Here is a 20,798-nt window from a genome sequence, read left to right as displayed (position 1 = left end):
GCCCTCGGTGGCAGTTACACTCGCTTGATCAAGGGGGCAGTTGCGAGTGACCACTGGTCAACTGGTTAACTGGATATTCCGCGCATGAGGGAGGGCACCATGAAGGCTGACGCACCAGGTGCGGTGCTCAAACGGGAGCGAGTTCGCGACTTCATCCTCGACCTCATCGAGTCACACCGCCCGGGGGACGCGATCCCCTCCGAGCGTTCCCTGTGTGCCCGCCTGGGGGTGTCCCGCCCGACCCTGCGCGCGGCGGTCGACGAACTCGTCGCCGCGGGTCTTCTGGTACGGGAGCACGGTCGCGGCATGTTCGTGGCACCCGAGAAGATCACCCAGGAACTCGTCTCGGGTCAGCAGGCCATGACGGTGCCCCAGGCCTCCGGGACCTGGTCGAGCCGCCTGCTGGAGTTCACCACCATCCCGGCCGGCGCGCGCGTCGGCCGCAAGTTGCGCATCTCGCCCGCTGTCGAGATCGTGTACGTGGCACGGCTGCGCCAGGTCGACGGCGCCCCGATGGCCATCGAGCATCTGCACATCAGAGCCGATCTGGTCCCCACCCTCTCCGCCCAGGAACTGGAAGCCGGCGACCTGTACGAGCACCTGCGCGAACAGCATGGCGTGCACGTCCAGGAGGCCGTACAGGCGATCGAGCCGACCGTCGTCACCCGGGCGGAGGCCGAGCTGCTCGACGTGCCGGAGCTGTCCCCGGCGCTGCTCTTCGAGCGGCTCACCTCGGACACCACGGGGCAGCCCGTCGAATACGTCCACTCGATCTACCGTGGCGACCGCTATCGCATCGTCTCCCGGCTCACCCTCGGCCCCTCGGCCGCGGTGCCGCCGGCCCGGCTCGGACACCACCCCGGCATCCCCCCGGGCGACTTCGCCCACCGCGACACCATCGAGTCCTCCACACGCGGGGACATCCAGTCGGCACCGTGAGTCACCGCGGTTTCCGGCTGGGCGGGGGAGAGGCGCCCCGGCGAGCGCCGGTCGTCCATCAATGTGCGGGGGCGGGGGAGGAACAGCCGAGTGCTGTTCCTCCCCCGCCACGACGGGACGGACCTCAGATGGCCTGGGCCGTGGGCAGGATGGTGATCTCGGTGAGGTTGACGTGGCGCGGGACGGCGGCCATGAATGCGACGGTTTCGGCGATGTCGGCGCTCTGGAGGACATCGATGTCATGGATGAGGTCGGCCATCAGCCTGGAGGCGTCGGGGTCGGTCACGTGGTCGGGGAGTTCGGTGTCGACCATGCCGGGTTCGATGGTGGCGACGCGGACCATCTTGGGGCCGAGTTCGACGCGGAGCAGTCGGGTGAGGTGGCTGATGTAGGCCTTCGTGCCGGAGTAGATCGAGAACTTCGCCAGGATGCGGGTGGCCGCGATGGACGAGGTGTTGATCAGGTCGGCGGCCTTGCCCTGGGCGGCGGATTCCGTCAGGTGGGGGAGGAACGCGGCGATGACGTTCATCAGGCCGGTGATGTTGAGGTCGATCTGGCGCTGCCAGTCGTCGACCTTGAGTTCCTCGATGCCGGAGATGAGCTGGACTCCGGCGTTGTTGAACACGAGGTCGGCCTTGCCGAAGCGCTCGGCGACCTGGTCGGCGGCGGTCTGGACGGCGGCGCGGTCGGTGACGTCGACGGCCAGGGCGAGTGCGGTGCCGCCGGCGGCCTCGATGTTCTTGACCAGGCTGTCGAGGCGTTCCTTGCGCCGGGCCAGTACGACCACCGTGGCACCGAGCTCGGCGAGGCGCTCGGCGGTGACGGCACCCATGCCGCTGGAGGCGCCGGAGACGACAGCGACACGGCCGGTCAGGGGAGTGCCGGTGAGCAGAGCAGCAGACATCACAAAACCTCGGTCTCTTTGATCGCAGGGCGGGGAGTGCGGGATTGATCGGAAGGCGGGGACGGCCGCATCGGTGTGGTGCCCGGCCGGGCCGGTCATCCTGCCCGGCAGGGCTGCTCGAAGGGGCTGTGGGTGCCCGATCGCGCCGGGGTCAGGCGGCGTCGTGGTGCGCGGTGGCGGCGGACTTCTCGCGCCACGGGGCGAGGTCGTCCTGCACCTGCTGGTACTTGACCTCGAGCCGCTCGATGGTGTCGCGCCCGAGGTAGAGGTGCGTGGGCAGCTTCTCGGTGGAGGCGACCTCGACGATGAGCGCGGCGCCCTTGACGGGGTCGCCGAGCTGGGCGTGGTTGGCCTGGTCGATCCAGTCCAGCGTCACGTGCGCGGGGGTGTCGTCGTAGTCGGTGATGCGGTGCGCGGCGACCGACAGCGAGCTGGCGTCGAGGAAGTCGGTGCGGAAGACGCCCGGCTCGACGACCATCGACTGGATCCCGAACGGTGCCATCTCCGCGGAGAGCGCTTCGCTGATGCCGGCGACCGCGAACTTCGACGCGCTGTACAGGCTGACGCCGGGCTCGCCCTCGAAACCCGACCGGGAACCGATGTGCACCAGCCTCCCGGACCCCTGCTTGCGCATGACGGGCAGCACGTCACGGGTGACATTGATCAGGCCGAAGACGTTGAGGTCGAACAGCGACCGGGCCTCCGCGTCGGTGATCTCCTCCAACGCGCCGAGCAAGCCGCGGCCGGCGTTGTTGACCAGGACGTCGATGCCCCCGAACCGGTCCACGGCGGCCTCGACCGCCTGCGGGATGCTGTCGTTGTCCGTCACGTCCAGGGCGACCGCGAAGACGTTGTCGGAGCTCTTCAGATCGGCCGGCACGCGTTCCGGGTTTCGTACGGCGACCACGACATTGTTACCGCCTGCCAGCGCGGCGCGGGCGATTTCAGCGCCGATTCCACGGGAGGCGCCGGTGACAAACCACGTAGCCATGGGAAATACCTCTTTCGTCGCTTCCCCTTCTCGGGGATTTCCTGTTGACGTATTCGAGTGTGCCCGTCGGCCACGGCGGTATGAAGGCTGCGCTTTTCCTGGGAGTCCCACACCCAGGAAGACGTGGCGGCCCTTTCTTGGATCGAATTCCGGGTGCCGTCGACGGCACCCGGCTCAGGCGCCGTGCGCGGGATTCTGCTGGTGAGGTACTTCAGGTGCGCCGATGGAGCCCAGCAGGGCCAGGCCGTCGGCGGAGGGGGAGCCCGGCTCGGCCTGCAGGATGACGAGCTGCTGTCCCGGAGAGCTGCGGATGTTGAGGGCCTCATGCCGCAACTCCAGGTCTCCCACGCCGGAGTGGTGGATCTGCTTGACGTCGTAGGGCGGCACCCGGGTGTACTCGCGTGCCCACAGGGAACGGAACTCCGGGCTGCGCACCGACAGTTCACCGACGAGCTCCAGGATGCGGGGATCCTCGGGCGTGCTCGCGGCGGACTGCTGAAGGTCGGCGACCGCACGGTGCTTGGCCCGCTCCGCGTTCCTGTAGAAGGTCTTCGCCGCGGGGTCCAGGAAGAGCATGCGCAGCACGTTGTCGCGCTGCGCGAAGTCGCGGTAGAGGGCATCGGCCAAGGCGTTGGTGGCCAGCAGGTCCTGGGCATGCCCGACGATGAAGGCCGGCGTCCTGGTCCAGCTTTCGATCAGTTGCCGCAGGTGCGGGCGGACACGCTCGACCCGGAAAGGTCGCTTCGTGCGGCGGGTTGCCGGCCGGGCCAGCCGGAAGAGTTCCCGCTTGTCCTCTTCCCCGAGTTGCAGGACCCGGGCCATGGCCTCCAGCACCCGGAGCGAGGGGCTGAGTTCACGGCCCTGCTCGAGTCGGCTGTAGTAGCTCGGACTGACACCCGAGAGCGTCGCGACCTCGTCACGGCGCAAGCCGGGCACTCGTCGCCGGCCGGCGACGGGCAGTCCTGCGTCCACGGGGCTGAGGCGTTCCCTGTGGGCGCGGAGGAACTGACCCAGCCCTTCAACCGAGTCAGGGCGCGTGTCCTTGTCCATGTTGCCGAGGCTAGGCGGAAAACGTCCGGAAAACTTCCGTCGACGGTGGGTGCATTACACCCAGGATTGCGGGCCCCCGGCCGGCGCAAGGAGCTGACGGACGACGAGAGGCCTCCCAGGCGTGCCAAGAGGGCGAATTACTCTGTGTGCCGGGTGTGCCACCTGATGCAATAGTCCGCGACCGGCACTTCTCATCGGCCGGAAACCATCTAGTCTTGCCACATGAGCAATGGGACACCTTTGGGTGATTTCCTCCGAGCCCGCCGAGAGGCCCTCAAGCCGCACGATGTCGGTCTCCCCGAACACGGGCGACGTCGGGTGCCGGGACTGCGCAGAGAGGAAGTCGCGCTGCTCGCCGGAGTCAGTTCCGACTACTACGTCAGGCTGGAACAGGGGCGCGAAAACAGTCCGTCCCCGCAGGTGCTCGAGGCCGTGGCACAAGCGCTGAAACTGGATGCGGAGGCTGCCGACCATCTCAACCGCCTCTGTCTGACCGCCTCGCAGCGCCCCCACGACTGGGGCGAGGCGGACGTCAGCCGACAGCTGTTGCAGCTGATGGACGGATGGGAGCACACTCCGGCCTTCGTCATCGGCCCGGCCCTCGACATCATGGCGGGCAACTCCCTCGCCACGGCTCTCCACAGCGGGTTCGACCAGTTCGACAACCTCGCCCGCATGGTGTTCGTCGACCCGGCGGGGCGCGAGTTCTACCAGGAATGGGAGCGCGCCGCGCACTCCTGTGTCGCCGAACTCAGGGCGGCCTACGGCCACGATCCCGAATCGGCCCGCATCGCCGAGGTCGTGGCGGAACTGTCCGCCCAGAGCGAGGAGTTCGCAGGGATCTGGCAGATGCACGAGGTCAAGGGAAAGTCCCAGGAAGGAAAACATCTCAAGCATCCCCTGGTCGGAGACCTGCACATCAAGTTCGCGGCTTTCACGGTCAATGGGGCCCCGCACCAGCAACTGGTGGTCTATCAGGCTGAACCCGCCAGCCCGACCGCGGATGCCTTCGAGACGCTGAGGACCATGGCCGCCGAGCCGAAGCATGTCCAGGCGGCTGTGCCCGCGGCCGACCTCGCCGCCAAGGAGCAGTAGCGGGACACATGAGCATGTGCGCCCGGTGGAGGCTGGTCCTGCCGCACCCAGGAACAACGCGGCCTTCATAGCGGTGTGCCCGTCTGCCGACACTCGACGCGACAGACAGTGCGCCGGCCAGGATGCCGACGCGCGGAGCGCACGGCAGCAGGAGCACACATGATCACCGTGAAGGACCTTCAGCCCCACCCCCTGGACCAGGTTCACCGGCTGATCGAACCTGGCCCCGTCATCCTGGTCACCACCCGGCATCGCGGAATCCCGAACGTGATGACCAACGGGTTCAACATGATGGTGCGCCATGACCCGCCCCTGATCGCGTGCACCATCGGCCCCTGGGACCACAGCTACCAGGCCCTGGTCGAAACCGGCGAGTGCGTCATCTCGGTCCCGACGGCGGACATGGCGGCCACCGTGGTCGACATCGGGAACTGCTCGGGCGCCGACGTGGAAAAGTTCGAGGAGTTCGACCTGACCGCCGTATCCGGCGCGGAGGTCCAGGCACCACTCGTGGCCGAATGCTTCGCCAACATCGAGTGCAGGGTCGCCGACAGCAGCCTCGTGGCCCCCTACAGCCTCTTCCTGCTGGAGGCCGTCCGGGCGTGGACAGACCCCTCTCAGCCCCAACCCCAGCTGTTTCACCATCGCGGAGACGGGACCTTCACCCTGGACGGGCCGACCGTGGACCTGAAGGACCGCATGACCAAGTGGCAGTACCTCGTGTAGGCCAGTAGGGCCAGTGGGCCACTAGGCCAATGGCAGGCCAAGGTGAAGACCGGGGTCACATGGGCTCAACTGGCCGAAGCGGTCGGCAAGCCGTCGGCCTGGACGACGACGGCCCTGCTCGGTCAGCACCCGATGGGCAAGGACGAGGCGGCCACAGCGGCGGCCCTGCTCGAACTCGGTGACGACGCCGCCCTCGCCTTCCAACTCCAGCCGCCCCGGGGAGCCCTGGATGCGGCCGTCCCCATGGATCCCACGATCTAGCTTTGATCTTGGCCGGTGCTCCGTCGTTTACGGCAGGGGTGAAGGCCATCTCGGAACTGCTCTGACTTGAGTGTGAGCTTGGGTCTGTGCTGTCTGCCGCAGCTCTTGGGGCGCTGCTGGTTTTCGATGTACTGGCGTACGGCGGTCAGCGGTGCTCCGTCGCATGAGCCGCGAAGTAGGAGCCAGACCAGAAGTGCCCGCCCCACAGATACTTGCGGACGTGGCTGTCGTACTCCTGGCGCAGGCGTCGGGATGAGACGCCCTTGAGGCTGTTGACCAGCTTGGAGAGCTGCACCTTGGGCGGGTAGTGCACGAGGAGGTGGACGTGGTCCTGTTCTGCGTTGAACTGCTTCAGCTCGGCCTCGAAGTTGGTGCAGACCTCGCGCATGACCTCCTCGCAGCGGGTCAGCAAGGTGTCGGTGAACGCGTTCCGCCGGTATTTGGTGACGAAAACCAAGTGGACGTGCAGGTTGTGCAGGACGTGACGGCCGGTGCGCGCACCGGGGTTTGGATTCCAGCGTGGTGACATAAACCAATACCGTAGTGTGTCGTTTGTGAGTGATCGCGGCCTGGAGGCACGGCAGTTCGGGCACCGGGCCCGGCTTGCACTGTCCCCTGCCCTGGCGCTCAAGGCTGACGATCAGGCGCACGCGGCCCGCACGATGTGGAACTGCCTGCACGCGTGGTGGCAGATGATGCCGAAGGAGAAGCGGACCCTGGCGAACGCGGACGCCGCGATCCGTCAGGCCCGCAGGGACGTCGACTTCCTCGCCGTCCTTCCCGCGCAGGCCGCGCAGGCGGTGTTGAAGACGTATTTCCAGGCGTGGAAAAGCTGCTGGGCCGGCCGGGCGGACGCCCCGAACTTCAAGGCCCGCTTCCGCAGCACTCTGACCGTTGATGTGCCGCAGGGCAGGGACCTGAACATCGTCCGTGTCCACCGCCGGTGGGGCATGGCCAGTCTGCCGAAGATCGGCCGTGTCCGTTTCCGCTGGACCAAAGAGCTCCCCGTGGGCAAGCAGGCCGGCGAGGAAAACCGCATCACCGGTGCGCGCCTGGTGAAAGACACGCTCGGCTGGCACATCGCCTTCCGCGTCCAGACTCTCGAAAGGGTGCCGGAAGCCCACCAGGGGCCTCAGGTTGGCATCGACATCGGTATCACCGTGCCCCTGGCCCTCTCCGACGGTGAGACGTACGAGCACGGCCAGTGGCTGACCAGCCGGGAACAGGCCAGGCTCCTGGGCCTGGAACAGCGCGCCGCGCAGCGCATGAAGCGCCGCAAGCCCGGCGAACGCACCTCCCGCCGGCTGCACCACACCTACGACCAGATCGCAGGACTGCGCGCGAAAGCCAAGCGCCGGGCACTGGACTGGCAGCACAAGACCACCACCGACATCGCCCGCACTTACAGCGTCGCGGTGGTGGAGGCATTGCAGATCACGAGCATGGTCAAGTCCGCCAAAGGGACCATCGAGAAGCCGGGGAAGAACGTCGCCCAGAAATCCGGGCTGAACCGCTCGATCAGCGGGGAGGCATGGGGCCGCACAGTCACCATGCTGACGTACAAGCTCGCCCGCCAAGGCGGCACTTTGGCCAAGGTCCCCGCCCCGGGCACCTCCCGACGCTGCTCCGCGTGCGGTCTCACCACGCCTGGCAGCCGGCAGACCCAGGCCCTGTTCGTATGCAGGAACTCCGACTGCGGATGGTCCGCCAACGCCGACCACAACGCGGCCCGCAACATCCTTCACCTGTACCGGATGGGCCACGCGCTCATCCCGGCTGCCGGGAGGGCAGTCGCCAGGCGCGCACCGCGCGTCAAGCCCGCCACCGCAAGGTAGGCGGGAATCTCCCTGCTTCAGCTGGGAGAGCACTTCAAGGGCCGACCATCAAGGCCGCCGCTCGGGCGCTCGGCGCTCGAGCTGATGAGCTGATCCATGAGCAGCGCGGCGACGGCATCATGAGCGCGATCAACTTCCGGCTCGATGTCCGGCGTGTTCCCGACCCCGCGGGCGACCGGGTCGTCATCACCCTCGACGGGAAGTACCTGCCTTACCGCCAGTAATGGACGGTCTGTCCGTCACGCCGCTTCGTCCCTGGTCAGAGCGTTGATGCGCCCTGGGTTCACTCACGTGGTCGAATCGGGGTCGAATCAGGCAAGCAGGTCGTTCCACGGACCAGGCTTACCCTCGTACCGCGATGGTTGGCCTCGAATCAACATTGAGCTTGCACATCAAGCGCTGCCACCACACGATCCTCTCGTGCCGTCACCCGACTCGGCATGCACCAAGGCCCGCGCCCACGGCGAATCCCTTTGACAGCGGCCAGAAATCAGCAACGCGCACGCATCCGGCTGGGTTATACGCGCTGGGGGTGGCCGAACAGCAGGTCGTAGCCTGCTGGGAGCTGGAGCACGATGCGTGGTGGGCGTCAGAGGAACATCCCCGCAGGTGCGGGGAGCAGGGCATGGCCAAGCGTGTCGGCTGGGCTGCCGACCTGGTGTCCCGCCTGGCGGGGGTCACCGACCACGAGGAGCAGCACTGGGCGCGGGGTTCCACCTGCACGCTCACGCCAGCCCTCCACGGTGGGCAGATCCCCCGTCAGAAACTACGTCTGCCATGGGATCGCTCAGCTGATCGGAGACGCTTCGGCCACCGAGGTACGCGGTACCCGCCGACGGCTAATCGTTGCTTCCGAAGAATGACCCCCGCACATGGCTCCATGCCGAAGGACCGAACGTGGCCTCGGGTACTGCCGAAGAGTCCGGAAAGGTCCGCCAGACCATCAACGAACCACTGGGCAGAACCTCATACTTGTACACCGCGGCGCCAGGCTCGTCTTCATACGGCATAGCCAGGGCTTCTCGGTCTTCACGGCGATCGACGTCCGCGATCGCCTCCGGCAACAGAATGACGTAAACGCTCATTCCTCGACGGTATGGCGGGCCAGCAGGTTCCGCCTGCCAAGTGGTGGTGGACATCTATCTCGAAGGTCGGTCTCCACGGACTCGGCGGTGGCGCCACGGGCGGTAGATCAGGGTGGGCTTCCTCCTTCGCGAAATGCGCCCGCTGCCGGCCTGGAGACTGGTGTGGTGACCGGGTCGGTGATGCCGCCGGGGCAGATGCCGCGTGTGGTGTCCCAGCCAGCGAGTCGGGCACCCGCGTGATAGGCGCTGTCCAGGAAGGAGCGGACGGTATCGCGAGGACGACCTTCGCCGCCTGGGCGGCGGGCGACCCGGCAATCGGCGCCTATGGATCTGTCCTGTGAACAGTCCGCTTCGATGCCTGTTCCCGCGACGGCCCCACGCACGGATGGCGACGGCACGCGGGTGCGCCTAGCCTGAGGGCTGCCGGCACACCCCGAACTTCCGGAGGCGGATATGGATGATCTCCGCTATAAAATGATCATGGCATTGACCGCCGCGGACTTCGGCAACCCCCTCTGCGAGCAGGCGGCCGACATCTGCGCCGAGATCGCCGACCAGCACTGTGCACAACTGCACGTCGCCGACCGGGTGTCGCCCGACGCTGTGCCCGCGGTGACGGTTCCGCCCGGCGCACGGGGGCGGCTGTGAGCGCGGCGGCACACCGGGAGTGGAGAGGACTCATGCGATGACCGCCGCTCTGCAGCCGACGGTGGACATCCGCCGCAGCCAGGAACGGTACAAGACGGAGCTGTCCTGGCTTGATTCCAAGCACTCCTTCTCCTTCTCGCACCACTACGACCCTCAGAACACCCACCATGGACTGCTGCTGGTCAACAACGACGACATCGTCACCGCCGGCACCGGCTTCGAAACGCATCCACACCAGGACATGGAGATCGTCACGTGGGTGCTGCAGGGATCACTGGTCCACCAGGACTCCACCGGCCACACCGGGCTGATCTACCCCGGACTCGCCCAGCGCATGAGCGCTGGGACCGGCATCCTGCACTCGGAGAAGAACGACTCCTGGCGACTTGATGGCGCCAGCACCCACACCGACCCTGTGCACTTCGTGCAGATGTGGGTCGTTCCCGACGAGGAGGGCATCACTCCCGGCTACGAACAGTTGGAGATCGACGATGCTCTGTTGCACGGCGGCGGCCTGGTCACCGTGGCCTCGGGCATGGACCGGCATGCCGACGCCGCGGCGATCCGCATCAAGAACAAGTACGCCGGACTGCACGCGGCACGACTGAACACGGGCGACTCGGTGATCCTTCCAGATGCCCCGTTCCTGCACCTCTTCGTTCCCCGTGGCACTGTCACGCTGGAAGCATCCGGAAAACTCGAAGCCGGGGATTCCGTGCGCTTCACCGCGACCGGAGGCCAGCGGATCACCGCCGACGAACCCGCCGAAATCCTCGTCTGGGAAATGCACGCCACTGTCAAAGGCTGGTAAGAGGTCGTCCCTGCTCCGGACACGTCCTGCTTACCGGCGGGTGGCTTGCGGTCGGCTCGTCTGATCAGGTTCAGGCGAAGTCCACCAACTGAGACATCCTTCGCCACAGTTGTTGTGACCACGCTTGCCCCGTGCCGGACCACCCCGTGGGGTCACTGGCCACCGTCGTGCTCACCACGTCGTACGACACCGAGGTGATCGTGGTGACCGGCTGCACTTCGTTCGGAGCCACCGACCAGCTGAGGCAGCTGCTGGTCGAGCACGGAGCCCGGTGGGTGGTGGACGCGGTCGCGGTCCGCCCCGGCCACCCTCAACTGCTCGCCCAACTCCCCGACCACCGCTGGATCGTGGGCCTTCCCGGAAATCCGTACGCGGCCCTCACTGCTGCCCACACCCTGCTCGCCCCACTCCTCGCAGGTCTGACCGGACGCCCACTGCCGGCCCTGCCCCGCATCCCGCTGACCGGTGACACAACCGCCGCCCCCGGCCGTACCCGGCTGATCCCCGTCACCTGGGACGGCGCCACCGCCCGCCCCGTCGGCGGACACCGGCCCGCGTTCCTGCACGGCGCCGCCCTCGCCGCCGTACCACTGGACTGGCAGCCCCACACCCCGGTGCCGCTGATCCTGCTGACGGGATGAGGGGCACCGCACGCCGCTGCGCCGGACTGTCCAGCACTGCGGTCATAGGGCGTGGACAGGTCCTGGCAGCGAGTGCAGCCGTGACGAACCAGGTTGCCGGACGATGATTCGCACGCCTACGGTCGGCCCCATGGCGGATGACGAACCCACGCGCGCCGCGCGTCTGCTGGATGCACAGGCGAAGGCCGAGCGGTTGTTCGCGGAGATAGAGGAGCGCGGGCTGGTAGCGCCGGGGGAGGGCGAGCGGGCGGTCAGTGACCGGATCCGGGACCTGGCGAACGAACTGTTCGGCACGACCCGCCACTGGCACAAACGCATCGTGCGCTCGGGCCCGAACACGCTGAAGCCCTATCGGGAGAACCCGCCGGACCGGGTGATCGGCGCGGACGACATCGTGTTCGCCGACTTCGGGCCCATCTTCGAGGAGTACGAGGCCGACTTCGGGCGTACGTTCGTCCTCGGCGACGACCCGGTCAAGCAGCGGCTGCGCGACGACCTGCCCGAGGTCTTCGCGGCCGGTCGTCGCTTCTTCGAGAGCGACCCGGACATCACGGGCAAGCGGCTGTACGCCGAGGTCGAGCGGCTTGCCATCGACGCGGGCTGGGAACTGGGCGGCTGGCACGCCGGACACCTGGTCGGCGAGTTCCCGCACGAGACGATCGACGGTGCGGACGTGGAGTCGTACATCGCGCCGGGCAATGACACCCCGCTACGACGCACCGACAAGGCCGGGCGCCGCTGCCACTGGATCCTCGAGATCCACCTCGTCGACCGGGGGCGCGAGTTCGGCGGCTTCCACGAGGAACTGCTCGACCTCGGCTGATCCGTCACGCTCGCTCGACGAAGGGCGACCGGCTCGAAGGGACCCTCCCTCATCGATGGTCGTGGCCCGGTCACGTCAACGGCGGGGCGGCCACTGGCAAAGGCAGGGGCAAGAATCGCCTCCGTGGCCCGCCACTCGCGGCGCAATGACCGTCTGGCAACGCACCGTTCACTCAGGGGCCGCTGGGGCGCGCCAGGGTGCGGTCGTTGTCAGCTCCACTGCTCGCCAGAGAGGGCACCATGGCCACACAGACAGGGACATCGGACGAGTCGACGAAGTCTTCCGAGGGGGTCAGCCGTCGTCACGCGCTGGGCCTTCTCGGTACGGCAGGGGCCGGCGCGGCCGTCACCCCGTTGCTGGGAGCAGGTACGGCGCAGGCCGCTCCGCTCGCCGCCCCGGCCCTTCACCTCACCGCGGACTCGGCCGGTGCGCCCCCGGTCCAAGGGCTGCACCTGACCTTCGGGGCGGACCCGCGCACCCAGATGACGGTGTCGTGGATCACCGACAGACCGGTGACCAGACCCGTTGTGCACTACGGCACGCTGGAGCACGGCTTCGGATCCAGCGCCGACGCCCGGACCGTCACCTACGTGGACGGCACCTCCAGCCGTACCGTCTACGTCCACCATGCCGCGCTGAACCGGCTCACCCCGGGCACCGACTACGTCTACCTCGCCACCCACGAGGGGACGACGCCCGACAGCGGTACGTTCCGCACCGCCCCGCGTGGACGGAAGCCGTTCACCTTCACCAGCTTCGGCGACCAGTCCGCTCCGCAGGTGACCTGGGCGGCCGACGGCAAGGTGGCGCTCGACGCGAACTCCACCCCCGCGACGAAGGACATCGTCACGGGCATCGAGCAGGTCGCCCCGCTCTTCCATCTGCTCAACGGTGACCTGTGCTACGCGAACCTGGACGTCGACCGGGTGCGTACCTGGAACAACTTCTTCACCAACAACACCCGTTCCGCGCGCTTCCGCCCCTGGATGCCCGCGGCCGGCAACCACGAGATCGAGAAGGCCAACGGCCCGCTCGGGCTCGGCGCCTACCAGACCTACTTCACCCTGCCCTCCACCGAGACCGACGCCGAACTCGCGGGCCTGTGGTACGCGTTCACGGTCGGCTCCGTCCGTGTGATCGTGCTGCAGAACGACGACAACTGCCTCCAGGACGGTGGCGACGTCTACATCAGTGGCTACTCCGGCGGGCGGCAACTCGCCTTCCTGGAGAAGGAGCTGAAGGCGGCGCGCTCCTCCGGTGACGTCGACTGGGTGGTCGTCGCCATGCACCAGGTCATGATCAGTTCCTCGGACGCGAACGGCGCCGACCTGGGCCTGCGCCAGAAGTACGGCCCCCTGTTCGACCGTTACGGTGTGGACTTGGTCCTGTGCGGCCATGAGCACAACTACGAGCGCTCGCTCGCCGTTCGCGGCGTCGTCACCGGCAGCGAGACGCTGACCCCGCGCCCGGTCTCCCAGGCCACCGACTCCATCGACACCGGTCTTGGCACCGTGCACATGATTCTCGGCGGCGGAGGCGTCTCGGGCACGACGAACGAGAAGTTCTTCACGGACGGCACCGCCAAGGTGATCACCGCTGTGTCGGCGACCCCCGGCTCCAACGGCAAGCGCACCTCCACCTACACCAAGGAGGAGGCGGTCTGGACCGGAGTCCGGGACATCGAGCACCCCTACGGCTTCGCCGCCTTCACCGTCGACCCCGGACGGCACGCCGGTGACACCACCCGCATGCACGTGACCTACTACAACGTGAACAAGCCGAACGGCGACCTGTCGGTGTTCGAGACCTTCACGCTCCACCGCCGGCGCTCCGACGGCCACTCGAGGTGACCCTGCCGCCGGTCCGTCACCGGCACCGGCCCATGGACGTGGTCGCGTCGGGACGAGGCAGGGGTGAACCGCATTCCGGCACACCGGGATGCAGTTCTGGCTCTGCATCGGTGTAGGCCGTGCCGAATGCGCTTGACGCTCATCGAGCAGTCCCTGAGCCGAGAGCACGGCGCGTGAAAGGTGCCTGACGGGTACACGCCCAGGTCAGGCGCCTTTCTTTGCGGGTCTGGAAGAAGCCCGACTTCTTCGGTGAGTGCCACACCAGCAGATTCATCGTCTGCTGGTGGTACACGGGCTGCTGCCCGGCTGACCTGTGCGAACGGGCGAAATCCCCGATGGGGAGGGAGTATTGGGCCGGGCCTGGTCCGGATCTTGGGCACGACCTGACCGACTGTGTGCGTATGGGCGACGTGACCGTGTTTCAGGACCGGGGCAACGGCGAGCAGGACGTCCTTCTGTACGAGCTGACGACGAATCCGAGGCGGCGGGAGAGCACCCGACCGACCCGGACGCGATGGGCCGCTGAGGCCCTGTACACGGGCGGGCCGCTCCCCGGTGGGCACATCACGGGATTGTTCATGTAGGGGTGCAGACAGCTCTCCACTACTACGGCGAGTCGAGTCCCGGACCAGGTTCACGTGCGTCGGCCCGAAGAGGACCGACGCACGTCGTGGGGTGCCTCCGGCTGCCTACACGGCGCCGTCCTGCGCGGAGGTGGTCCGAAGGACGAAGTCACGGACGGCGCCCGCGAACAGCTCGGGCTCCTCGATGTGTCCCATGTGCCCGCTGTTCTCCAGCACCAGCAGCTGCGAGTCGGGGATCAGCTCGTCGAGTTCGAGCGCCCAGCGAGGCCCGCAGATCACGTCGTGCCGGCCCACGACGACCAGAGCCGGCGGCTCCAGTCCCTTGAGGGCGGCACGATCGTCGATGACATCGGGCGCGAGGTACTCGTCCAGGCCTGAGATGTACGTGGCCCGGACCGCGTCCCGGAACGGGGCCAGCCGCTCCTCGTTGCCCCAGTAGTCGGCGAAGTACGACGGCAGTACACCGCGGGCGACCGCCAGGGTCTGCTCGTCGCTGGAGATGCCGGCCATCGCGCCGAACGCGGCCAGCACATCGGGCAGCCCGGGGTGACTGGCGTGCTTCGCGGCGAAGGCCTCCACCCTGCGGCCCGCCTCCGCGCCGTGCTCGGGACCGGTAACGGGCGCGCCTTCGTACAGCACGACGCCCGCCAGCTGCTCGGGGCGGTGCAGGGCGTGGTGGGCGGCCACGAACGCGCCGTGCGAATGCCCCAGCAGGTGCACCTTGGGCACGCCGAGCCGGTTGATCAGTATCTGCAGGAAGCGGCTGTACCTCTCCCGGGTGTAACCGTGCGGGTGCGAGGGGAGACGGCTGTCCTCGGCGGTGCCGACGGGCTCGACGTAGACCACGGTCAGGTGTTCTTCGAGGGCCGGCATGCGCAGGTAGTCCCAGAAGATGCCGGGACCGCCGGAGTGCGCCACGCACACCGGGCCGCTGCCGTGGACGTGATAGCGCTGGACGATTCCGCCCATCCGGTACGAGTGGGTTCCGGGGGAGAGGGGGCCGGCACTGGACATCGAGCCGTCGGCGTGCGCGGTGGATGCGTTCATCGGGATCTCCACGGTTTGCATGTGTCTGGGACACCGACAAGATGCACCGGGAGCCGAGAAGTCCTATCGCCGGAATGTGATCTGCGTCATGTTGCCGGGGCGATGCGGCGGGCCCCGGACTCAGACCGCGGCAGGAGCGGGGGTTGCCTCAGGGCGTGATGCGTGATGGAGGGAGACCCGGTCGAAGCGGCCGCCGTCCAGCGACATGATCCAGGCGACACCCGGCGGGCAGTGGTCCGGGTCGTCAGGCGGGTTGATCAGTTCCATCTCCCAGACGACCAGGGACCGGCCGGCCACCACGTGCAGGGGCCGCTGGCGCACACCCGCTGAGAGGTCCCCGTCCATCCCCGCCAGCAGAAGGTCGACGCCGCCGAGCCGCCGGCCTCCGGTCAGCAACGCGACCCCGGAGGAGTATCGGTCCTTGACCACCTTGCCGAACTCGCCGCGCTCGGCAGCCGCGAGTGTCTCGTGCGCCTCCTGCCAGCTGGCTTGGGTACGGCGTGTCGCGTCCTCGTGCGCCGTGGCCGCGGTGGCGGTGAGGGCCTGGGCGAGGGCGCCGCGTGCCTGGCTCAGCCGGCTGCGCACAGTGCTGACGGGAACCGAGCAGGCTTCGGCTATCTGCTGGTACGAGGTGATCCCGGTGGAGAAGTAGCGCAGGACGAGCGGCAGTCGCAGGGTCGGGGACAATGCCTCGACGGCCTCCCAGATCCAGTCCCGCAGCGCGTGGCTCTGCAGGATCTTCTCGGGCGTGGCGCCGTCCGACGGCAGCGGCACCGACTCCATGGGCTCGACACGTCGCGCGGCGCGCAGCAGCGTCCGGCAGCCGTTGCGTACGACCATGCGCAGCCATGGCCCCACGGCTTCCGGATCGCGTACGTCCACGATCCGGCGCAGCGCCACCAGTGCCGCTTCCTGCATGACGTCGTCCACGTCCGGGCCCGGTCCCAGCAGGCTGACCGCCACCGCACGCATCCCGGGCCGGTGCCGCTCCAGCAGCAGGGCCAGTGCCGAAACGTCACCCGCCTGCGCGGACCGTGTCAGTGCCGCGTCCTCCGCCGGTCCGGTGTCTCCCGGTATCCCGCTCATACCTCGTCCTCCCGGTCACGACACCTGTCTTCTCCCGACCCTAAGCGCTTCGAGGCACATGCCGCCCGTGACGCCGACAGAGGGAGCCGTGCGTGATGTCACGGTACGTGTGCCCGGACAGGTCGGGGCCTCAGTACCAGCGGTTGGCCTGCCAGAACGCCCAGGCGCCACAGGGGCTGTCGTAGACGCTGTTCATGTGGTTGAGGCCCCACTTGATCCGGGCGGCCGGGTTGGTCCGCCACCGGTGCCGACGGAGGACGTCTTGGAGTCCTCCGGTGCCTGGAAGAGGCCGCAGGCACCGGAGGAGGGATTCGCGGCCTGGTAGTTCCGACTGGACTCGTGCTCCACGATGTTGCTGAAGCACTCGAACTGGCTGCCCGGCACCATCTCCGCGGCCATCGCCTGGATCTGCGCGACGGTGTACGAGCTCTGCACGGGGACGCCGGAAGTGTCCCGGGAGGCCGCCGCCTTGGTCTCGGCGCGCTCCTCAGCCTCCTGTTCCGCCTGCTCGGGCACGGATGGAGGGCATCGACGTACTGGAGCGGGCGCTGGGTCCGGCGCGGGCGGAGTTGGCCGCCGCGGATCCGGCGGTGGCCGCCAGGTGGACGGCTGTGCGTATCGGGGCTCCCGGCGCGGGGCGGGCTTCCCCGGGGCGCTCGGGCCCTGAAGGTGCCGCGGGCCGTGAACATTAAGTCATTCGACTGTCGCCTCCGACCTGCGCCTGAACGATCCTGAAACTGTCGCCGGCGTGCCAGTGCCGCCTGATCGTCATGCTCGGAGGGCCAGCCGTGAACCACACTCCCGTCGTCTTCATCCATGGCACCTGGCTGCACGCGCTCTCCTGGGAGTCATGGGTGGAGCGCTTTGCCAACCGGGGGTTCCTCGCCTTCGCGCCGGGTTGGCCGGGGGAGGCGGCCGCCGCCTGGGAGATGCGCAGGTCCGAGGCGCTCGCCGGCATCGGCCTGGACGTGCTGACAGACCACTACGCGAAGATCGTACGGTCGTTTGAAACCGCGCCGGTGATCGTCGGCCACTCGGTCGGCGGCCTCATCGCGCAGCATCTCGTCGGCGCCAACATCGGCCGGGCCGCGGTGGCCATCGCACCCGCCCCGATCAACGACATTCCACTGCCCGCCCCCCCGGCCCGGTTGTGGACCCCCGGCCAGGCCGACGCCGCCGACCAGCTGGTGTCCCTGTCTCCGGAGCAGTTCCACCACGCCTTCGCGAACACCATGGGGGCGGAGGAGTCGCTCCGGCTCTTCGAGCGCTATGTCGTGCCGACGCCCCACCGTCTGCTCGCCGACCTCGGGTGCGCGGGCGCGGTGCGCAGCCCGCGTGCCGTGGTGGATGCCGGCAACGCGGACCGTGGCCCGCTCCTGCTGATCTCCGGGCAGGAGGACCTGCTGGTGCCCGACTCCGTCACGCGCGCGGTGTACAAGCAGTACGGCGACTCCACGGCCGTGACCGACCTGAAGCAGTTCCCGGACCGCGCCCACTCCCTGGTCATCGACAGCGGATGGAGCTTCGTCGCCGACTACGTGCTCGGCTGGCTGGACGAACGCGGCCTCCGGGCCTACCCCGCGTAGGGTCCCGACGTGCCGCGGCCGCAGGCCGGCACGGTCACGCGTTCTGGTCGCCGGGGATCTTGCCCAGTGCGTCGCGCAGGGCGGCGCGTGAGGTGATGCCGAGTTTGGGGAAGACGCGGTAGAGGTGTGAGCTGACGGTGCGGGGGGACAGGTGCATGCGTTCGCCGATCTCTTTGTTGGTCAGGCCGCTGGCGGCGAGGTCGGCGATCCGGCGTTCCTGCCAGGTGAGTTCGGCGAGCTGGGCGGACGTGGTGTGCGTGGTCAGGCCTGATGCCTTGAGTTCGGCCCGGGCGCGTTCGGTCCAGGTGGGTGCGCCCAGCCGCTCGAATGATTCCATGGCCTGGATGAGGAATCGCCGCGCGGCTTTGGGTCCTTGGGTGTGGCGTTGGCGGATGCCGTGGGCGAGGCGGATGCGGGCGAGTTCGTAGGGGAAGTGGGGGGCGGCGGGGTGGGATTCGGCGCGGTGGTACATGTGGTCGGCTTCGGTGGGGTCGGGGGTGGTGATGGCGAGGGCGCCGTAGGTGGTGAGGGCGAGCCGGGGGGAGATGTCCGGGAGGCCTGCGTTTTGGGCGGCGAGGGCGTGTGCGCGGGCTTGTTGGGTGCGGCCGGTGTGGAGGGCTGCTTCGACGAGGTCGAGGAGGGTGCGGGGGGCTTGGTGGGCGTAGGGCTGGAAGGTGCCGGGGGGTGTGATGCCGATGGCGTGGAGGTAGGCGGCTTCGTAGTCGCCTTCGGCGAGGGCGGCGGTGGTGCCGATGGCGTCGGTGATCTGGGTGAGGAATCCGACGCCGCGGGGGCGGGCCCAGGCCTCGACGGCGGCTTGTAGTTCGCGGGCGCGTTCGACCTCGCCGCGCAGCGCGGCCAACAGCCCCAGATACGCCTGGGTGTGAAGAACGAACAGGGCGTGCCCGTGCGCTGTCGTCAGCTCCAGGCAGCGCTGTCCGGTGTGTTCGGCCTCGGCCCACTCGCCGACCCCGATCTGGTCGAGCATGATCAGGTGCAGCATGGTCATGGCGTCGGCCACGGCCCCCGTCTCCACCTCGCGGTCCACGGTGCGCTGCAGATGCGGCCGGTGATGGCTGAGGGTGTCCACGTGGTAGGCGGCGACCCCCAGCCGGGTGATGTCCCACGGCTCCAGGTCGCGGAGGTCGGCGAAGGCGCGTTCCACCCGCTCCTGCACCCCGGCGCCGCGACGCACCACGTCGCCCCAGGCGTCCTGGTAGATGCGTGAATGCGAGGGCACCAGGTCGCCCAGGGGGCCCAGAAGTTCATGAGTCCGCTCCCACGCGGCCTCGTCACTCGCGTACTGGTTGATGGCCAGCAGCAGGTCGACCAGTCGTGTGAGCACCTCGTCCGGCTCCCGCACCCCGCTGTCGCGCATGCTCTCGATCGCCGCGAAGACCTGGCGCTGCGAGGACCGTACGTCCCCGTCCTCGAAGAGCGCGACATAGCCCGACGTGACCGCCGAGGCCGGGGAATCGGTGATGCCGGACCCGGTGCCCGAGCGGACCAGTCGCCGGGCCTGGTCCAGTCGGCCGGAGTGCCCGGCGATGTAGGCCGCGCTGCCCAGCCGTCTGGACCGTTCCTCGGGGCTCTCGCTCAGTTCCGCGGCTCGGGTCAGCCAGGCCACCGCGGCCAGCGCGCCACCCCGCAGGATGGCGGAGTCCGCGGCTGCCTCCAGCGTCGCCGCGGCCTCCTCGTCGGGGTCGACCGTCGAGGCCGCCAGGTGCGTAGCACGCCGTTCCAGATCGTCACGGTGTACCTGAGCGAGCACGGCGTGCGCCGCACGCCGTTCGTTGGGTGTCGCCTTCTGGACGACGGCCGAACGCACCAGCGGATGCCGGAAGACGAAGTCACCGCTGAGCGGGTCGATGTCCAGCAGGCCGCAGGCCGCGGCCTCGTCGGCTTCCACCATGCGGTAACGCGTGCCCCCCGCGAGGACGGTCGTCGTACCGGCACCGACGCCGTCCAGGGCGCCTCGCAGCAGCTCCGCGCGCACGGCGTCGCCGAGGGCCGCGATACGGGCGCCGTACACGTGCTGCAGACGCAGGGGGAGTGGGATGCCGGTGTACCCGAACAGTTCCTCGGGAGTGCGTCCGGTCCGGTTGCCGCGCACGTACGGCGGCAGTTCCAGCAGGGCCAGCGGGTTCCCCTGCGCCTCGTCCAGGACCAGACGCCGGATCCGGGGGTCAAGACCGGGGTGGTGCCTGTCCAGCAGTTGCTCGGAGGCCTTCTCCGACAGCGTGGTCACCGGCAGTTCCGGCAGCGCGGCGGTGTCGAAGCCCGAGGGCACCTCGGAGCGCAGGCCGACGACGAGTCTCACCGAGCTGCCGGTCAGCCGGCGCCCCACGAAACCGCACACCTGGGTGCTGGAGGTGTCGAGCCACTGGCCGTCGTCGAGCACCAGCAGGAGGGGTTTCTGCGACGCCGCGAGGGCGAGCAGGTCGAGGACGGCGATCCCGAGCGTCATGACCGAGGGGGGTGTGCCCCCACCCCTGCCGAAGACGACGTCGAAGACTCCCCGGTGGGCGTCGTCCAGTCGGTCGATGTAGGTGAGCAGCGGATACAGGAACTGGTGCAGACCGGCGAACGGCAGCTCCGACTCGGCCTCGACGCCGGCCGCCCTGATCACCCTGTGTTGCTGCGCCGTCGCGAGTTCGGCGACGTGGTCCAGCAGGGCACTCTTGCCCACACCTGCGTCACCGCGCAGAACGAGTGCCCGGCCCCCGGGGGCCGCAACGAACGCCGACAGCCCTTCCTGCTCGCTTTCGCGGCCGACCATGGTCCCGAAGACAGACTCCACCGTCCCCCACTCCCTTCACCCCGAACGCTCTCGCGT

18 protein-coding genes and 3 pseudogenes are annotated in these 20,798 nt (G+C 68.5%); 12 read left to right on the top strand and 9 right to left on the bottom strand.

The window, feature by feature from the left end; all coding sequences use genetic code 11:
* The first annotated feature begins 99 nt into the window (after positions 1 to 99).
* On the top strand, positions 100 to 939 hold the full coding sequence (locus FNV62_RS03630; RefSeq protein WP_097282576.1) for a GntR family transcriptional regulator: 840 nt from the start codon (positions 100 to 102) through the stop codon (positions 937 to 939).
* Positions 940 to 1,063: 124 nt separating this feature from the next.
* Here FNV62_RS03630 and FNV62_RS03625 read toward each other — a convergent pair whose 3' ends face one another.
* The 3 genes from FNV62_RS03625 to FNV62_RS03615 all read right to left on the bottom strand — a co-directional run bounded on the left by FNV62_RS03625 (position 1,064) and on the right by FNV62_RS03615 (position 3,884).
* On the bottom strand, positions 1,064 to 1,846 hold the full coding sequence (locus FNV62_RS03625) for an SDR family oxidoreductase (RefSeq protein ID WP_205521658.1): 783 nt from the start codon (positions 1,844 to 1,846) through the stop codon (positions 1,064 to 1,066).
* Positions 1,847 to 1,994: 148 nt separating this feature from the next.
* Positions 1,995 to 2,834: an SDR family NAD(P)-dependent oxidoreductase gene (locus FNV62_RS03620; RefSeq protein WP_143614098.1), complete on the bottom strand. Its 840-nt coding sequence runs from the start codon at positions 2,832 to 2,834 to the stop codon at positions 1,995 to 1,997.
* Between the two features lie 174 nt (positions 2,835 to 3,008).
* Positions 3,009 to 3,884, bottom strand: coding sequence for a helix-turn-helix transcriptional regulator (locus FNV62_RS03615; protein WP_143614096.1), 876 nt, complete (start codon positions 3,882 to 3,884; stop codon positions 3,009 to 3,011).
* 222 nt (positions 3,885 to 4,106) lie between these two features.
* Here FNV62_RS03615 and FNV62_RS03610 point away from each other — a divergent pair, with 222 nt between their 5' ends.
* The 3 genes from FNV62_RS03610 (at position 4,107) to FNV62_RS03600 (ending at position 5,966) form a co-directional block, all read left to right on the top strand.
* Positions 4,107 to 4,979 carry a helix-turn-helix transcriptional regulator gene (locus tag FNV62_RS03610; RefSeq protein WP_143599887.1) on the top strand — a complete coding sequence of 291 codons (873 nt, stop codon included), beginning with the start codon at positions 4,107 to 4,109 and terminating at the stop codon, positions 4,977 to 4,979.
* A gap of 159 nt (positions 4,980 to 5,138) precedes the next feature.
* Entirely contained in the window at positions 5,139 to 5,705 is a 567-nt protein-coding gene (locus tag FNV62_RS03605; protein WP_143612092.1) for a flavin reductase family protein, read from the top strand.
* A 42-nt stretch (positions 5,706 to 5,747) separates the two neighbouring features.
* Positions 5,748 to 5,966, top strand: a complete 219-nt coding sequence (locus FNV62_RS03600) for a hypothetical protein (protein ID WP_225900123.1) — start codon at positions 5,748 to 5,750, stop codon at positions 5,964 to 5,966.
* A gap of 107 nt (positions 5,967 to 6,073) precedes the next feature.
* On the opposite strand, the pseudogene tnpA reads toward FNV62_RS03600, so the two are convergent.
* A pseudogene (gene tnpA, locus FNV62_RS03595) lies at positions 6,074 to 6,495 on the bottom strand (IS200/IS605 family transposase); the annotation flags it as partial.
* A 25-nt stretch (positions 6,496 to 6,520) separates the two neighbouring features.
* Here tnpA and FNV62_RS03590 point away from each other — a divergent pair.
* Together FNV62_RS03590 and FNV62_RS03585 are read left to right on the top strand one after the other, a co-directional pair.
* On the top strand, positions 6,521 to 7,801 hold the full coding sequence (locus FNV62_RS03590) for an RNA-guided endonuclease InsQ/TnpB family protein (protein WP_205522208.1): 1,281 nt from the start codon (positions 6,521 to 6,523) through the stop codon (positions 7,799 to 7,801).
* A gap of 38 nt (positions 7,802 to 7,839) precedes the next feature.
* Positions 7,840 to 8,025 (top strand): annotated as a pseudogene (locus FNV62_RS03585) (hypothetical protein); the annotation flags it as partial.
* Between the two features lie 615 nt (positions 8,026 to 8,640).
* On the opposite strand, the gene FNV62_RS03580 reads toward FNV62_RS03585, so the two are convergent.
* Positions 8,641 to 8,886: a hypothetical protein gene (locus FNV62_RS03580; RefSeq protein ID WP_143606855.1), complete on the bottom strand. Its 246-nt coding sequence runs from the start codon at positions 8,884 to 8,886 to the stop codon at positions 8,641 to 8,643.
* Between the two features lie 480 nt (positions 8,887 to 9,366).
* Here FNV62_RS03580 and FNV62_RS54495 point away from each other — a divergent pair, with 480 nt between their 5' ends.
* The 5 genes from FNV62_RS54495 to FNV62_RS03555 all read left to right on the top strand — a co-directional run bounded on the left by FNV62_RS54495 (position 9,367) and on the right by FNV62_RS03555 (position 13,659).
* Positions 9,367 to 9,534, top strand: coding sequence for a hypothetical protein (locus FNV62_RS54495; protein ID WP_177324152.1), 168 nt, complete (start codon positions 9,367 to 9,369; stop codon positions 9,532 to 9,534).
* A gap of 37 nt (positions 9,535 to 9,571) precedes the next feature.
* Positions 9,572 to 10,345 carry a pirin family protein gene (locus FNV62_RS03570; protein WP_143614091.1) on the top strand — a complete coding sequence of 258 codons (774 nt, stop codon included), beginning with the start codon at positions 9,572 to 9,574 and terminating at the stop codon, positions 10,343 to 10,345.
* Between the two features lie 131 nt (positions 10,346 to 10,476).
* The gene (locus FNV62_RS03565) at positions 10,477 to 10,986 is read left to right on the top strand and encodes a molybdopterin-binding protein (protein ID WP_164657599.1); all 510 of its coding nucleotides are present in this window, start codon (positions 10,477 to 10,479) and stop codon (positions 10,984 to 10,986) included.
* A gap of 130 nt (positions 10,987 to 11,116) precedes the next feature.
* On the top strand, positions 11,117 to 11,809 hold the full coding sequence (locus tag FNV62_RS03560) for a M24 family metallopeptidase (protein ID WP_144314657.1): 693 nt from the start codon (positions 11,117 to 11,119) through the stop codon (positions 11,807 to 11,809).
* A 239-nt stretch (positions 11,810 to 12,048) separates the two neighbouring features.
* Positions 12,049 to 13,659 carry a purple acid phosphatase family protein gene (locus FNV62_RS03555; RefSeq protein ID WP_144314656.1) on the top strand — a complete coding sequence of 537 codons (1,611 nt, stop codon included), beginning with the start codon at positions 12,049 to 12,051 and terminating at the stop codon, positions 13,657 to 13,659.
* A gap of 689 nt (positions 13,660 to 14,348) precedes the next feature.
* Here the strand turns inward: FNV62_RS03555 and FNV62_RS03550 are convergent.
* From FNV62_RS03550 to FNV62_RS03540, 3 genes and pseudogenes are all read right to left on the bottom strand, one after another.
* Complete coding sequence (locus tag FNV62_RS03550; RefSeq protein ID WP_144314655.1) at positions 14,349 to 15,290, bottom strand: alpha/beta fold hydrolase; 942 nt, start codon at positions 15,288 to 15,290, stop codon at positions 14,349 to 14,351.
* 120 nt (positions 15,291 to 15,410) lie between these two features.
* The gene (locus FNV62_RS03545) at positions 15,411 to 16,376 is read right to left on the bottom strand and encodes an RNA polymerase sigma factor (RefSeq protein WP_144314654.1); all 966 of its coding nucleotides are present in this window, start codon (positions 16,374 to 16,376) and stop codon (positions 15,411 to 15,413) included.
* Between the two features lie 130 nt (positions 16,377 to 16,506).
* Positions 16,507 to 16,886, bottom strand: a pseudogene (locus FNV62_RS03540) (lytic transglycosylase domain-containing protein); the annotation flags it as partial.
* Positions 16,887 to 17,164: 278 nt separating this feature from the next.
* Between FNV62_RS03540 and FNV62_RS03535 the strand changes: the two are divergent.
* Positions 17,165 to 17,962 (top strand): alpha/beta hydrolase, encoded by a 798-nt coding sequence (locus tag FNV62_RS03535; RefSeq protein ID WP_144314653.1) that lies wholly within the window; start codon positions 17,165 to 17,167, stop codon positions 17,960 to 17,962.
* Between the two features lie 34 nt (positions 17,963 to 17,996).
* On the opposite strand, the gene FNV62_RS03530 is transcribed toward FNV62_RS03535, so the two are convergent.
* The gene (locus tag FNV62_RS03530; protein ID WP_144316402.1) at positions 17,997 to 20,741 is read right to left on the bottom strand and encodes a helix-turn-helix transcriptional regulator; all 2,745 of its coding nucleotides are present in this window, start codon (positions 20,739 to 20,741) and stop codon (positions 17,997 to 17,999) included.
* Positions 20,742 to 20,798 lie beyond the last annotated feature (57 nt).

Origin of the sequence: Streptomyces sp. RLB3-17 (assembly GCF_007113425.2) — a bacterium.
GTDB classification, from domain to species: Bacteria; Actinomycetota; Actinomycetes; order Streptomycetales; family Streptomycetaceae; genus Streptomyces; species Streptomyces mirabilis_D.
This window is presented reverse-complemented; position numbering and strand designations above follow the sequence as displayed.

What these genes read in the sequence shown, in the direction of transcription:
- FNV62_RS03630 (WP_097282576.1), top strand. Translation starts at nt 100, where the DNA reads ATGAAGGCTGACGCACCAGGTGCGGTGCTCAAACGGGAGCGAGTTCGC.
- FNV62_RS03620 (WP_143614098.1), bottom strand. Translation starts at nt 2,834, where the DNA reads ATGGCTACGTGGTTTGTCACCGGCGCCTCCCGTGGAATCGGCGCTGAA.
- FNV62_RS03615 (WP_143614096.1), bottom strand. Translation starts at nt 3,884, where the DNA reads ATGGACAAGGACACGCGCCCTGACTCGGTTGAAGGGCTGGGTCAGTTC.
- FNV62_RS03610 (WP_143599887.1), top strand. Translation starts at nt 4,107, where the DNA reads ATGAGCAATGGGACACCTTTGGGTGATTTCCTCCGAGCCCGCCGAGAG.
- FNV62_RS03605 (WP_143612092.1), top strand. Translation starts at nt 5,139, where the DNA reads ATGATCACCGTGAAGGACCTTCAGCCCCACCCCCTGGACCAGGTTCAC.
- FNV62_RS03580 (WP_143606855.1), bottom strand. Translation starts at nt 8,886, where the DNA reads ATGAGCGTTTACGTCATTCTGTTGCCGGAGGCGATCGCGGACGTCGAT.
- FNV62_RS54495 (WP_177324152.1), top strand. Translation starts at nt 9,367, where the DNA reads ATGGCATTGACCGCCGCGGACTTCGGCAACCCCCTCTGCGAGCAGGCG.
- FNV62_RS03570 (WP_143614091.1), top strand. Translation starts at nt 9,572, where the DNA reads ATGACCGCCGCTCTGCAGCCGACGGTGGACATCCGCCGCAGCCAGGAA.
- FNV62_RS03560 (WP_144314657.1), top strand. Translation starts at nt 11,117, where the DNA reads ATGGCGGATGACGAACCCACGCGCGCCGCGCGTCTGCTGGATGCACAG.
- FNV62_RS03555 (WP_144314656.1), top strand. Translation starts at nt 12,049, where the DNA reads ATGGCCACACAGACAGGGACATCGGACGAGTCGACGAAGTCTTCCGAG.
- FNV62_RS03550 (WP_144314655.1), bottom strand. Translation starts at nt 15,290, where the DNA reads ATGAACGCATCCACCGCGCACGCCGACGGCTCGATGTCCAGTGCCGGC.
- FNV62_RS03545 (WP_144314654.1), bottom strand. Translation starts at nt 16,376, where the DNA reads ATGAGCGGGATACCGGGAGACACCGGACCGGCGGAGGACGCGGCACTG.
- FNV62_RS03530 (WP_144316402.1), bottom strand. Translation starts at nt 20,741, where the DNA reads ATGGTCGGCCGCGAAAGCGAGCAGGAAGGGCTGTCGGCGTTCGTTGCG.